This is a genomic window from Microbacterium sp. B19(2022), from assembly GCF_012030385.1.
Lineage (GTDB): Bacteria > Actinomycetota > Actinomycetes > Actinomycetales > Microbacteriaceae > Microbacterium > Microbacterium oxydans_B.
Genome location: NZ_JAAUVO010000004.1, coordinates 92,619 through 106,440, shown reverse-complemented (window position 1 = coordinate 106,440; position 13,822 = coordinate 92,619). Strand labels below are relative to the sequence as shown.

Here is a 13,822-nt window from a genome sequence, read left to right as displayed (position 1 = left end):
ACGGCGTTCCAGATGGTAAAATTTTACTGGAGGGGATCCAGGAATCCTCGATGAAGGAGAAGCTCATGAAGGCACTTGTTTTCCACGGTCCCGGTCGGAAGGCGTGGGAGGAGGTGCCGGATCCGACGATCCTGGTCGCGACCGACGCGATCGTCCGGATCGAGAGCACGACGATCTGCGGCACGGATCTCCACATCCTGAAAGGAGACGTCCCCGCCGTCGCGGACGGACGGATCCTGGGGCATGAGGGAGTCGGCGTCATCACCGAGGTCGGCGAGGCCGTGACCGGACTCGCGGTCGGGGACCGGGTGATCATCTCGTGCATCAGTGCGTGCGGCAAGTGCGACTTCTGTGTCGACGGTCTGCAGTCGCATTGCCTCGCGGCCGAGGGCACATCGGGTATCGGGTGGATCCTCGGGCACTTGATCGACGGGACCCAGGCCGAGTTGGTGAGGGTCCCGTTCGCGGAGACCTCCCTGCACAGGTTGCCCGAAGGACTCGCGCCCGAGACGGCGGTGCTCCTCAGCGACATCCTGCCCACCGGGCATGAGATCGGCGTGCAATACGGAGGGGTGGAAGCGGGCGACGTCGTCGCCGTCGTCGGCGCCGGGCCGGTCGGCCTCGCCGCTGTCATGACGGCTCAGCTCTACGGGCCGAGCAAAGTCATCGCGATCGATCTCGACGCCAATCGCGCAGAACTCGCGCTGCAGTTCGGTGCCACGCACGCCGTGGTCTCCTCGGACAGCGACTGGCGCGAACAGGTGATGGCGCTCACCGACGGACTCGGCGTCGACGTCGCGATCGAGGCGGTGGGAATTCCGCGGACGTGGGAGATGGTGGTGGAGATGGTCCGGCCGGGCGGTCATGTGGCGAACGTGGGCGTTCACGGTGCACCGGTGGAGTTCCCACTCGACCGGCTGTGGATTCAGAACCTCACGATCACGACGGGTCTCGTCAACGCGAACACCGCGCGGATGCTGACCGCACTCGTCGCGGAGCAGCGTATCGATCCGAGCGGCTTCGTCAGCCATCTGTTCGCGCTCGACGACATCGAGAGCGCATACGACACGTTCAGTCGTGCGGCGGAGACCAAGGCGCTCAAGGTGGTGCTCAACGCCTGATGCGTCGAACTCGGCCCGACCGTCCGTGTCCCGCGTTAGCGTGTAATCATGACGACTGCATCCAAGGCCCAGACCCTTGTCGGACTCTATGACGCTCCGGAGATCCTCCGGGTCGTGAACGTGTGGGATGTCGTGTCCGCGCGGGCGGTCGCCGCCCTCCCGGAGACGAAGGCGCTCGCCACCGCGGGGCACGGCATCGCCGCGTCCTTCGGCTACGACGACGGCGCGACCCCGCGCGAGATCATGATCGACATGGTGGGGCGGATCGCCGCTGCCGTGCAGGTGCCGGTCACGGCCGACCTCGACGACGGCTACGGCGACGCGGGCGAGACCACGCGTCTCGCCATCGGGGTCGGTGTCGTGGGTGCCAACGTCGAAGACCGCCTCAAGCCGTTGGACGAATCCGTCGCCGCCGTCGAGGCGATCGTCAAGGCGGCAGAGGCCGAAGGGGTTCCGTTCGCGCTCAACGCCCGCACCGACGCCTTCGTCCGCGCCGGCGCACGCCCGGTGCCGGAGAGCATCGCCGACGCGATCCAGCGTGGGCGGGCCTACCTCGACGCTGGGGCGACCGCCGTGTTCGTCCCCGGCATCCTCGACATGAACGTCACCCGGCAGCTCGTCGAGGGCATCGGAGAGCGCAAGGTCAGCGTGATCGGGATCCCCGGCGCTCTCGCCGCGTCGGAGTACGAGAAGCTCGGCGTCGCCCGGATCTCCTACGGTCCGCTTCCGCAGCGGGTCGCGCTCACCGCGCTGCAGGAGCTCGCGGCCGACCTGTACGCCGGCGGCGTCGTGCCGGCGAACCTCCCCGCGCTCAACTGACGGCGTCGAAGACGAGCGGCCACGGCTCAGTAGACTTGCTCCGTGGTCACTCGTCTTTCGAACTTCTTCCTCCGCACGCTCCGCGAAGACCCTGCAGGCGCAGAGGTCGCCAGCCACCGGCTGCTGATCCGGGCCGGATACATCCGCCCGCAGGCCGCCGGCATCTTCGCATGGCTGCCGCTGGGGCTTCGCGTCAAGGCGAAGATCGAGACGGTCATCCGCGACGAGATGGCTTCCGCCGGCGCGCAGGAGGTCCACTTCCCGGCGCTCATGCCGCGAGAGGCCTATGAGGCCAGCGGTCGCTGGGACGAGTACGGCGATCTGCTCTTCCGCCTGCAGGATCGCAAGGGCGGCGACTACCTCCTCGCGCCGACGCATGAAGAGGCGTTCACGCTGTTGGTGAAGGACCTGTACTCGTCGTACAAGGATCTGCCGCTCACGATCTACCAGATCCAGGACAAGTACCGCGACGAGGCGCGTCCCCGCGCCGGCCTGCTCCGTGGTCGCGAGTTCACGATGAAGGACGCCTACTCGTTCGATTCGTCGGATGAGGGCCTCGACGTGAGCTACCAGGCGCAGCGGGATGCCTACGAGCGCATCTTCCAGCGGCTCGGCCTCGAGTACGTCATCGTGCAGGCGGATGCCGGTGCGATGGGCGGGTCCCGCAGCGAGGAGTTCCTGCACCCGACCCCCGTCGGCGAAGACACCTTCGTGCGCAGCGCGGGCGGATACTCAGCGAACGTCGAGGCGTTCACCACTGCGGTTCCCGATGCGATCCCGTTCGACGAGAATGCCGCGCCGGTGATCTTCGATTCGCCGGACACTCCCACGATCGAGACGCTGGTCGCGCACAGCAACCGCGAGCTCGAGGGGGAGTACACGGCGGCCGACACGCTGAAGAACGTGGTGCTCGCCCTGACCCACCTGGACGGCACCCGCGAGCTCGTCATCGTCGGCGTCCCCGGCGACCGCGAGGTCGACGAGAAGCGCGCCGAGGTGGCGTTCGCGCCCGCCGAGGTCGAGACGGCCACGGCGGACGATTTCGAGAACAATCCACTGCTGGTCAAGGGGTACATCGGCCCCTGGTCGCCGACCGGCGCGGTACTCGGCGAGGAGTCGGCCACCGGCATCCGCTATCTGGTCGACCCGCGCGTCAGCGAGGGCACGAGCTGGATCACCGGCGCGAACATCGATCAGAAGCACGCGCACTCGGTGGTCGCCGGTCGCGACTTCGCCGCCGACGGGATCGTGGAGATCGCGAACGTGCGTGCGGGCGATCCCGCCCCCGACGGCTCCGGCCCGGTCGAGCTCGCCCGGGGCATGGAGATCGGTCACGTCTTCCAGCTCGGCCGCAAGTACGCCGAGGCCCTGGGACTCAAGGTCTTGAACGAGAACGGCAAGCTCGTCACCGTCACGATGGGCTCGTACGGCATCGGCGTGACCCGCATCCTCGCGATCATCGCCGAGCTGAACAACGACGAGAAGGGCCTGATCTGGCCTGCTTCCGTCGCGCCGTTCGACGTGCAGGTCGTCGCCGCCGGCCGGGACCAGGTCGCGTTCGAGGTGGCAGAGGGACTCTCCACTCAGCTCGAGGCCGCTGGTCTCGACGTGCTCTATGACGACCGCCCGAAGGTCTCGCCCGGCGTGAAGTTCGGTGACGCCGAACTCGTCGGAGTGCCGAAGATCGTCATCGTCGGACGCGGGGCGGCCGAGGGTCAGGTCGAGCTGTGGGATCGCCGCACCGGCGACCGCGACACGGTCTCGGTGGAAGATGTCGTGGGGCGTCTCTCCGCTTCCTGAGAGTCCTCGCTTCCTGAGAGTCCACGGCCGCGTCGTCAGCAGACGATGTGGCCGTGGTTCATGATGTCGTCGTCCGGAGTGTCGCGGGTGACGAGCGACTTCAGGGCGCCGGCTGCCATTGCGAGCTTGCCCTTCGCCGGCTCCCAGAACTCCGTCACCTTCGGGGTGACCCGGAGGAGAGCGATGCCCGGCGTGTCCAGTCCATCCGCGAACCAGATCTCCAGCGAGCTCGAGTACAGCTCCTCCATCTTCGCGCGGTCGTGCACGATCTCGGCCGTGCCCGCCACGGACACGTAGCGCATGCCCTTGGCGTCGCAATAGGCGAGGCCCACGTCGTGGTGCCGTCGGGCCTCCTCGACCTTCTCCGTGTCCTCGGCGGTGAAGAACCAGATGTCGCCGGCGTCGTCCATCTGCCGGGTCGACATTGGCCGGCTGACGAGGTTGCCGTCGTCGTCCACCGTTGTCAGCATCGTGAAGTCGATGTCCTCCACGAGCTCGGCGACGCGGGCGAGGGCTTCGGGTCCTGTGATCTCTGTCATGTCATCAGAGTGCCGTGCGGGGCGGCGGAGGACACGGGCATTGACAGCGCGGCCGGGCAGTGCTCGCCACCGCACTGTCGGACGTCGACGCGATGCCCGGCGTTGCGGGCCGCGCTCTCGGCGCCGCGTGCCACGCTGGTGTCATGATCGACGAACCACTGCCCGAAGCCCTCAGCTCCGAGATCAACGCCGTCCTCGACGAGGCCGGGGTGCACGCCGACCGACGGCTGGTGATGCGGATGCTGCGCACGGCGATCCTGCTCGGCGAGGACGGCGCCGACCGCCTCGATCTGAAGATCGCCTCGGCGGCTCTGGCCGAGATGCGCGACGCCTTCCGTCTGTTCGCCCCGTTCCGCGGAGTCCCCAAGGTGACGGTCTTCGGTTCGGCCCGCACCCGGCAGGACGATCCGCTGTACCTCACCGCGCGCGATGTCGCCGCAGCGCTGGCGGGCGATGGCTGGATGGTCGTCACGGGCGCCGGCCCCGGCATCATGCAGGCCGCCTCCGAGGGCGCGGGGCCGGCACTTTCGCTCGGAGTCTCGATCCGCCTGCCGTTCGAAGAGAAGGCGAACGGCCTCGTCACGGGGCAGGATCACGTGGTCGCGATGAAGTACTTCTTCACCCGCAAGCTGATGCTCATCAAGGAATCGGCCGGGTTCATCTGCCTGCCCGGTGGATTCGGCACCCTGGACGAGATGTTCGAGCTGCTCACCCTCCAGCAGACCGGCAAGGCCGAGCCGACGCCGATCGTGCTCCTGGATCAGCCGGGCGGGACGTTCTGGCAGGGCCTCCGCAGCTTCATCGACGACCACCTCGCCCCGACCGGAGTCATCTCGGAAGGAGACTTCGATCGTGTCGTGATCACCGATTCCGTGGATGCCGCTCGGGCGGAGATCACCGGTTTCTGGCACAACTACGACTCGCTGCGATGGGTCGGCGATGCGCTCGTGCTGCGGCTGCGTGCCGAGCCGACGGATGCCGAGATCGATGCACTGAACGAGCAGTTCGCCCCGATGCTCTCCTCCGGGCGGATCGAGCGCACCGCACCCCGGCAGCCCGAGGTCGCCGACGACGACCTGCTGGAGCTACCGCGGCTGATACTCCGCCTCGATCAGCGTCAGGTCGGCAATCTGTTCCGGCTGATCGGCGCGATCAACGCGCTTCCTTCTGCTCCCGCTCGATGATGCCGGCTGCGAAGTCGCCGAGGTCGATCGCCCGGCCCAGGATCCGTTCCGCGGCCCGCTGCCCCGAGTAGTAGGCCGCACCGACAGTGGCGGGCTCGTCTCCCCAGGTGGCCTCACCCGCGAAGTGCAGGACTCCGTCGACGGGGCCGGCCAGGTCATCATGATCGTGATGGGTCGACCCCTGCGCGAGGTACGAGTATGAGCCGTTCGAGAACTCGTCGGCGCCCCAGTGTGTGACCCAGTGTGCCCGGGGCTCGCCGACCGCGTCGCCGTAGAGGGCACGGAGCGCGCGCACGACGTCGGCGACCACCTCCTCGTCTGGAAGCTCCTGCATGCGCCTCCCGAACGGTCCGGCGGCGAAGGTCAGCAGGGTCGGCAGCCCGCTGACGGCGGACACGTCGTACCAGGAATGCCAGTGCTCGCCGGCTTCGCCGAGCGCGCGCAGCACGTAGCTGTCCTCGTCCCAGAACCGCTGGTCGAACTGGATGAAGACCTTGTTGAAGATTCCCATCCCGAGACGTGAGAGAGGACCGGCCACGGCATCCGGCAGTGCCGGCTCGAACTCGATCGACCTTGCCTTGAGTACTCCCAACGGCACCGTCACGACGACCTGATCCGCGGTGAACGCCGTGTCGCCGGCATGGACGATCACTCCTCCGGTCGAGCGGATGATCTTCGTCACTGTCGTCTCGAAGCGGATGTCGAGGCCGGCGCCGATGCGTCGAGGCACCTCGTCGTATCCGCGCGGGAAGATCACCTCGTCGCCGTCTATCGCGTCTTCGTCGAGGCCGTGGGCGTCGAGGTCTCCGATCCAGGCTCCGCACTGCTCCTCGACCCGGTGGCGGAAGAATTCGCGGATGTCGTCGATGCGCTCCGGGGAGAGGCCGGAACGATCGAGCGCGCGCTCGGTCACATCCCGATAGGTGTCGTCGGGGGAGGAGGAGTCGATCTCGTCGAGGAGAAGTCGATCGACCGCGTCGACGTCGTCGATCCACTGGGCGGTGGCGTCGGCGCCCATGGCCCTTCCCTCTCCGTCGAAGTTCTCGATGGCTCGCCCGCCGACCTGGAAACTGCCCACCGTGTACTCGATCGTCGGAATCCGGAGCACCTGGACGAGATCCCACAACGGCGAACCATCGATCCCATGGATCCAGGAGGCGCCGCGATCCACGGGAAACCCCGCCTCCCGGTCGGTGTGCATACGCCCGCCGACGCGGTCGCGTCCTTCGAGGACCACGACCTGATGCCCGGCATCGGCGAGCATCCGGGCGGCTGTGACACCCGACATTCCCGCACCGATCACGATGGTGTCGAACGATCCCATCTGTCCTCCTCGACTTCCGGCGCGGAAAACTGCTGCCGTCGTGGCAGGGGCCGGTTGGCACAGGGTATCGTGGTACGGATGTCGCGCGTGCGAACAGGCGCGACGAGAGCTGAATAGAGAGGCCGTCATGGACATCGAACTGAGTCTTCTGCGAGGGATCGAGAAGGAGAAGGCGATCCCCTTCGACGAACTCGTCGCCATCATCGAGCAGGCGATCCTGACCGCGTACTCCAAGCATGTCTCCGACGACGGTGCGACGCCCGAGGGCGTCCGCGTGCACCTCGATCGCAAGACCGGGCATGTCGCGATCCTGCAGGTCGTCCGCGACGAGGAAGACGCCATCATCGGCGAAGAGGATGCGACCCCCGACGACTTCGGTCGCATCGCGGCCTTCGCTGCGAAGCAGGTCATCAGCCAGCGTCTGCGTGACATCGCGGACGACGTCGTGCTCGGTGACTTCAAGGACAAAGAGGGTGACATCGTCGCCGGTGTGATCCAGCAGGGGCCGAACCCGCGCATGATCCACGTCGACCTCGGCGCCGTCGAGGCGATCCTGCCCCCGGAGGAGCAGGTGCCCGGCGAGGAGTACACCCACGGATCGCGCCTGCGTGTGTACGTCACCAGCGTCGCCAAGGGGCTCAAGGGACCGCAGATCACGGTATCCCGCACCCACCCGGGGCTCGTCCGCAAGCTTTTCGCGCTCGAGGTGCCGGAGATCGCTGCCGGTCTCGTCGAGATCGTGGCCCTGGCTCGAGAGGCCGGTCACCGCACGAAGATCGCGGTCAAGGCGAACGACCCGTCGATCAACGCGAAGGGCGCCTGCATCGGGGAGCTCGGACGCCGCGTGCGCGCCGTGACGGAGGAGCTTGCGGGGGAGAAGATCGACATCGTCGACTACGACGCCGATCTGCCCACGTTCGTGGCACACGCGCTGTCGCCGGCGAAGGTCACGAGCGCCTTCGTGCTCGACGCGAGCACCAAAGCCGTCCGCGCGCTGGTGCCCGACTACCAGCTGTCACTCGCGATCGGCAAGGAGGGTCAGAACGCGCGTCTGGCCGCCAAGCTCACGGGCGCGAAGATCGACATCCAGCCGGACAGCGTCCTCGACTGACCGGCTCCGGCCTTCCGCCTCGCCCGGCGTGCGGGCGAGGCGGGGTGAAACGCAGGTGTAAGATGGAACCCGTACGAACGTGCGTCGGTTGTCGCACGCGTGCTCCCCGCACTGCCCTGCTCAGGGTGGTGGCCCAGAACGACACCCTCATCCCCGATGACCGTGCTGTCCTGCCGGGGCGCGGCGCGTGGGTCCATCCGACCCGGGAATGCATGGATGCCGCTCTGCGGCGCCGTGCATTCGGAAGAGCACTGCGCGTGTCCACTGAGCTGGACACGCGGACCTTCGAACAGCACCCACCAAGAAACAAAGGCTGAACAGCTATGGAAACAAAGTGAACGGCTCGAAATGAGACCCGTCCGCGACTAGTGGTCTGCCCTGTCTGGGTGGACCGACTCAGACAGGAGAATTGTGGCTGGTAAACCACGCGTACATGAGATCGCCGCCGAACTCGGCGTCGACAGCAAGGTCGCTCTTGCAAAGCTCAAAGAACTCGGTGAGTTCGTGAAGAGCCCCTCTTCGACCATCGAACCGCCGGTGGCGCGCAAGCTGCGCGCGGCGATCGAGGCCGACGGGTCGCTCAAGGGTGCGGCTGAGGCTGCCCCTGCGGCCAAGCCGGCTGCCGCCAAGTCGGCAGCGAAGCCGGGCGCCAAGCCCGCGCCCACCCCGGGTCCGAAGCCCGGTCCCAAGCCTGCCCCGGAGGCTCCGGCCCCCGAGGCGCCCGCGCCTGCTGCACCGGCGCCTGCCCCCGCGGCAGAGGCCCCTGCAGCAGCACCCGCGGAAGCATCCAAGCCCGCAGAGGGCGGCGCACCGACTCCCGGCGCCCCGCGTCCCGGCAACAACCCGTTCTCCTCCGCGCAGGGGATGGGTCAGCGCCCGGCCGGACCCCGTCCGGGCAACAACCCCTTCGCATCCGCGCAGGGCATGGGTCAGCGCCCGACGCCGGGCAACATCCCGCGTCCGCAGGCTCCGCGCCCCGGTGCGCCCCGTCCGGGTGCTCCGCGTCCCGGTTCGCCGCGTCCCGGCGCACCCCGTAGCGGCGGCGGCGGTCGTCCCGGCGCTCCGTTCCAGCAGCGTCCCGGCGGTCCCGGTCGTCCCGGCGGTGCCGGTGGACCCGGCGGTGCCGGCGGTCCTGGCGCACGTCCCGGTGGTGGCGGCGGTTTCGCCGGTCGTCCCGGTGGCGGTGGCGGTCGTGGCCGTGGTCCCGGCGGTGGTACCGCAGGTGCTTTCGGCAAGGGCGGCGGCAAGAGCAAGCAGCGCAAGTCGCGGCGGGCGAAGCGGCAAGAGTTCGAGATGCGGAGTGCTCCGGTCGTCGGTGGCGTCAACGTCACCCGCGGCAACGGAGAGGTCATCCGCATGCGCCGCGGCGCATCCATCTCGGACTTCGCCGACAAGATCGAGACGCTGACCGGCTACACGGTCCAGCCCGGAACCCTCGTCACCATCCTCTTCAACCTCGGCGAGATGGCCACGGCCACCGAGTCACTGGATGAGGCGACGTTCGAGGTCCTGGGCGCTGAGCTCGGCTACAAGATCCAGATGGTCTCGCCCGAGGACGAGGACAAGGAGCTCCTCGAGGGCTTCGGTCTCGACCTCGAGGCCGAGCTGGAGGCGGAGAGCGAGGACGACCTCGAGATCCGTCCTCCGGTCGTGACCGTCATGGGCCACGTCGACCACGGTAAGACGCGACTGCTCGACGCGATCCGTCAGACCAACGTCATCGAGGGCGAAGCCGGCGGCATCACCCAGCACATCGGTGCCTACCAGGTCTGGACCGAGCACGAGGGCATCGAGCGGGCCATCACGTTCATCGACACCCCGGGTCACGAGGCGTTCACCGCCATGCGTGCCCGTGGTGCGCAGGTCACCGACCTCGCGATCCTCGTGGTCGCAGCCGACGACGGCATCATGCCGCAGACGGTCGAGGCGCTGAACCACGCCCAGGCGGCGAACGTGCCGATCGTGGTCGCGGTGAACAAGGTGGACAAGCCCGACGCCAACCCGTCGAAGGTGCGTCAGCAGCTCACGGAGTACGGTCTGGTCGCCGAGGAGTTCGGTGGCGACGTCATGTTCGTCGACGTCTCCGCTCGCGCCAACACGGGTATCCAGGAGCTCCTGGACGCCGTGCTGCTCACGGCCGACGCAGGTCTCGATCTGACCGCCAACCCGAACAAGGGTGCCCGCGGTGTCGCGATCGAGGCGAAGCTCGACAAGGGTCGCGGTTCTGTCGCCACCGTGCTGATCCAGTCCGGAACGCTCCGGATCGGTGACGCCATCGTCGCCGGAACGGCGTACGGTCGCGTGCGTGCCATGGCCGACGAGAACGGCGAGCAGGTCCTCGAGGCCTACCCGTCGCGTCCGGTGCAGGTGCAGGGTCTGAACTCCGTGCCGCGTGCCGGTGACGTCTTCATCGTCACCGAGGAAGACCGCATGGCCCGTCAGATCGCGGAGAAGCGTGAAGCAGTCGAGCGCAACGCCCAGCTGGCCAAGGCCCGCAAGCGCATCTCGCTCGAAGACTTCACCCGTGCTCTCGAAGACGGCAAGGTCGAGTCGCTCAACCTCATCATCAAGGGTGACGTCTCCGGTGCCGTCGAGGCGCTGGAGGAGTCGCTCCTCAAGATCGAGGTCGACGACTCGGTGCAGCTGCGCATCATCCACCGCGGCGTCGGTGCGATCACCGAGTCCGACGTGAACCTGGCGACGATCGACAACGCGATCATCGTGGGCTTCAACGTCCGCCCCGACACGAAGGCGCGCGAGCGCGCCGCCCGTGAAGGCGTGGACATCCGTTTCTACTCCGTCATCTACAACGCGATCGACGAGATCGAGAGCTCGCTCAAGGGCATGCTCAAGCCGGAGTACGAAGAGGTCCAGTCGGGTGTCGCCGAGATCCGCGAGGTGTTCCGCTCCTCGAAGTTCGGCAACATCGCCGGTGTCATCGTTCGTTCGGGAACGATCACGCGAAACGCCAAGGCTCGTGTCATCCGCGACGGCGTCGTGCTGGCCGATGGTCTCGCCATCGAGTCGCTGCGTCGCTTCAAGGATGACGTCACCGAGGTCCGTACCGACTACGAGGCCGGTATCGGTCTCGGAAAGTACAACGACATCCAGATCGGCGACGAGATCGAGACGACCGAGCTCATCGAGAAGCCTCGCGGCTGATCAATTTCGAAACACCTTCGGGCGTCCTTCGCTCCCGCTCCTCCGGAGCGCGGAGAGGAGGACGCCCTGAGGGTTCCTGGACAGGGAGAGAACAATGGCAGGCGAACGACAGGCCCGACTCGCGGATCGTATCCGCGTGATCCTCGCCGAGCGGCTGGAGAAGGGGCTGCGCGATCCGCGCCTCGGCTTCGTCACCATCACCGACGTCCGTGTGACCGGTGACCTTCAGCACGCATCGGTGTTCTACACGGTGCTGGGCACGGAAGAAGAGCGCATCTCCAGCGGTGCTGCGCTCACCTCGGCGACCGGCATGCTGCGCAGCGAGGTCGGACGGCAGCTGAGCACCCGTCTGGTGCCCACGCTCGAGTTCATCCCGGATGCCCTCCCGGAGAACGCGGACCACATCGGTGCGCTGCTCCGCGAGGCACAGCAGCGCGATGCCGACGTCGCGAAACTCGCGTCCTCCGCATCCCACGCCGGCGACACCGATCCGTACCGCACGGAGGACGACCCGGAGTGATCGCCGTTTGATACGCTCGGCTTCGCGGGAACGCTTCCGTGAAGCTGGGGGAACGGCATCGAGGGTACGGGTACACAGGGGGCTCTCTTCGTCGCGCCCGCCGCGTTGGGCCTCTTGCTCGACGAGCTCCTGGAGGTCGACCTCGCCTGTGCGCCCCATGTGCTCGCCCGTCTCGCTGCCGAGCTGGACGCGGATTCTCCGACGATCCGCGAAGTCGCCGAGCGGCTGTCGGCGGATCAACGACATGGCTTACGCCCGCTACCCAGCCCGTTGCCGCTCGTACCCTCGATCACACGGAGATTCGAGACGTTGCAGCTCGATGGCAGGGATCGCGAGCTGCTGACGGCGCTTTCGGTCTGCCTCGACGGTGGGCTCGACGCCCTCCTCGAGTTCGACGGGAGGTCGGCGGCCGCGATCGCCGCCGCTCCGGTGGGGGAGCACGTACGTCTGCATGCCGGCCACTCGCGGTTCGCCGACCCCCGCCTCTCCATCTGGATCAGAGCGACCACGTGCACCGCGGTCATCGCCCGGGTCCATGAGCGGCTGAGCGTGATCTTCCGGCGTCGCGGAGACCGCGTGAGCGAGGATTGGCACCGCGCTCGCGCTTCCCTCGAGGCGGCTCCGGAGAGCGCGGTCGAGTTGACAGTCGTCGCGCGACAACTCAGCGAGGCCGGCCACCCCGAACGAGCACTGCTGCTCGCGAGAGAGGCGGCGGGGCACGCGGTGGGCGGCGCCCGCGACGAAGCGCATCTCGTCGCGGGGGCTTCGGCCGTCGGCGCCGGTTTCGCCGCGGAAGCGGTGGCGTGGTTCAGCGGTCTGTACCCGCACGCGGCGGAGCATCGGCGGCTCAGGGGACTCGGTGGCCTGTTCGTCGCTCAGGCGTTCGAGCAGGGAGCAGTGCCGGAAGTGGACCCGCGAGTGCTGCGTCCGTGCACGGATGACGCCGCCGATTGGTCTCACTGGACGAAGGCCGCTGCTCTGGCCGCGGTGATGTGCGCCGAACGGGGCGATCGACGCGGGATGCGCGTCTGGCTCGACGCCGTGCGGGAAGGCGCCACTCGAACAGGTGTCGAGCGTGAGCTCAGGGACCCCGTCGTCGCGCTGAGCTGGCTGATCGCGGGTGAACGCGACATCGACGCGACCGTTGGGTCCGGGCCGGTGACGGGAGGGATGCTGCGCGCGCTGCAGGCCGCGATGGACGGGGACATCGACCTGGGGCTGCGCGTGCTCGCGAGAGGCGGATCAGGGATGTCCGCGGAGGCGGATCCGTTCGTCCCGGGATTCGAGCACAGCCCCGTCGTCCAGTCGTATCGCGCGGTCGTCGAGGTTCTGCTGCTGGTGTGGCGCGGTGACATCGGCCTGGCGCGCGACCGGCTGATCCAGGCGGCACTCGTGCTGCCGCTGGCGTTGCCACTCGCCGGACTGGGTGTGGTGCTCGCCAGACGTCTCGACCTGGCCGTGCTCGGCGAACTCGGACCGTACGCCCGATCGCTCACTGCGGGATTGCCGGCGGGCTCGAGGATCGACCGCCTCGTCGATCGCGGCATCCAGTCTTTCCTCGCCGGTTCGTTCGACGACGCCGCCGCTACCATCCGTCTCTGGGCCGACCTCGGATCGGCGCGGACCACCATGACGGTTCCTGCGCTCGACGAGCTGGCGCTCGATCCGGACGGACGCTCGACACCCGCGCCATCCATCGAGCCGCCGGAGATCGCTCTCGCGCAGAGTCTGCGCGTCCGGCTGGCGACGGCTGGGGATGGTCGCTGGCGTTCCGAGTGCGTCGAAGTGCGCGAGGAGGCGCGGACGCTCCGCTCCCCGTTCGCGCGCGCGAGGGTGGAGACGATGCTCGGCACCCAGTACGCCATCCGCGACGATCATCCCTCGGCTCGTATCCACCTGGAGCACGCCGAGAGGTTGTTCGAGCTGTGCGGTGCGACGGCCTGGGCGCGCACGATCCGCGGACGGCTGGACAGGCTGGACGCCAAGGAGGGGAGCATCGTTCCCACCGTCGATCCGCTGGCGGCGTGTCGAGCCGCATGGTCGCTGCAGCTGACCGCGCGCGAGCTGGAAGTCGCGATGTACGCCGTCGGCGGGGCGGCGAACCGTGACATCGCCGAGATGCTCAACTTCTCGGTCCGTACGGTGGAGGTGCACCTCGGCCGGGTCTTTACGAAGCTCGATGTCCGCAGTCGGGTCGAGCTGACGGTGCTGGCACATCGCACCGACCATCACCTCTGAGCTC

11 protein-coding genes are annotated in these 13,822 nt (G+C 68.0%); 9 read left to right on the top strand and 2 right to left on the bottom strand.

Translation table 11 applies throughout. From position 1 onward, the window contains the following. Positions 1 to 65 precede the first annotated feature (65 nt). From HCX50_RS04820 to HCX50_RS04810, 3 genes are read left to right on the top strand one after another with little or no spacing between them, the layout of a single operon-like run. Positions 66 to 1,121, top strand: coding sequence for a zinc-dependent alcohol dehydrogenase family protein (locus HCX50_RS04820; protein ID WP_091034491.1), 1,056 nt, complete (start codon positions 66 to 68; stop codon positions 1,119 to 1,121). A 48-nt stretch (positions 1,122 to 1,169) separates the two neighbouring features. Continuing rightward, a complete protein-coding gene (locus HCX50_RS04815) occupies positions 1,170 to 1,940 on the top strand; it encodes an isocitrate lyase/PEP mutase family protein (protein WP_167633191.1) in 771 nt (256 codons plus the stop codon). 42 nt (positions 1,941 to 1,982) lie between these two features. Next, a complete protein-coding gene (locus HCX50_RS04810) occupies positions 1,983 to 3,740 on the top strand; it encodes a proline--tRNA ligase (RefSeq protein ID WP_167633190.1) in 1,758 nt (585 codons plus the stop codon). A gap of 35 nt (positions 3,741 to 3,775) precedes the next feature. Here the strand turns inward: HCX50_RS04810 and HCX50_RS04805 are convergent, their stop codons facing one another. After that, positions 3,776 to 4,279 carry a pyridoxamine 5'-phosphate oxidase family protein gene (locus HCX50_RS04805; protein ID WP_091033651.1) on the bottom strand — a complete coding sequence of 168 codons (504 nt, stop codon included), beginning with the start codon at positions 4,277 to 4,279 and terminating at the stop codon, positions 3,776 to 3,778. 143 nt (positions 4,280 to 4,422) lie between these two features. Between HCX50_RS04805 and HCX50_RS04800 the strand changes: the two genes are divergently transcribed. Continuing rightward, positions 4,423 to 5,463, top strand: a complete 1,041-nt coding sequence (locus HCX50_RS04800; protein WP_167633189.1) for a TIGR00730 family Rossman fold protein — start codon at positions 4,423 to 4,425, stop codon at positions 5,461 to 5,463. Here the strand turns inward: HCX50_RS04800 and HCX50_RS04795 are convergent. Then, positions 5,432 to 6,787 carry a flavin monoamine oxidase family protein gene (locus HCX50_RS04795; protein WP_167633188.1) on the bottom strand — a complete coding sequence of 452 codons (1,356 nt, stop codon included), beginning with the start codon at positions 6,785 to 6,787 and terminating at the stop codon, positions 5,432 to 5,434. The two genes, HCX50_RS04800 and HCX50_RS04795, sit on opposite strands and share 32 nt — an antisense overlap. A 127-nt stretch (positions 6,788 to 6,914) precedes the next feature. Here HCX50_RS04795 and nusA point away from each other — a divergent pair, with 127 nt between their 5' ends. The 5 genes from nusA (at position 6,915) to HCX50_RS04770 (ending at position 13,818) form a co-directional block, all read left to right on the top strand. Further along, on the top strand, positions 6,915 to 7,898 hold the full coding sequence (gene nusA / locus HCX50_RS04790; RefSeq protein ID WP_091033646.1) for a transcription termination factor NusA: 984 nt from the start codon (positions 6,915 to 6,917) through the stop codon (positions 7,896 to 7,898). A 62-nt stretch (positions 7,899 to 7,960) separates the two neighbouring features. Further along, a complete protein-coding gene (locus HCX50_RS04785) occupies positions 7,961 to 8,215 on the top strand; it encodes a YlxR family protein (protein ID WP_081859939.1) in 255 nt (84 codons plus the stop codon). 94 nt (positions 8,216 to 8,309) lie between these two features. Further along, positions 8,310 to 11,060, top strand: coding sequence for a translation initiation factor IF-2 (gene infB, locus HCX50_RS04780; protein ID WP_167633187.1), 2,751 nt, complete (start codon positions 8,310 to 8,312; stop codon positions 11,058 to 11,060). Between the two features lie 94 nt (positions 11,061 to 11,154). Continuing rightward, complete coding sequence (rbfA, locus tag HCX50_RS04775; RefSeq protein ID WP_029263667.1) at positions 11,155 to 11,580, top strand: 30S ribosome-binding factor RbfA; 426 nt, start codon at positions 11,155 to 11,157, stop codon at positions 11,578 to 11,580. A 309-nt stretch (positions 11,581 to 11,889) separates the two neighbouring features. Continuing rightward, positions 11,890 to 13,818 carry a response regulator transcription factor gene (locus HCX50_RS04770; RefSeq protein WP_167633186.1) on the top strand — a complete coding sequence of 643 codons (1,929 nt, stop codon included), beginning with the start codon at positions 11,890 to 11,892 and terminating at the stop codon, positions 13,816 to 13,818. Positions 13,819 to 13,822: the final 4 nt, after the last annotated feature.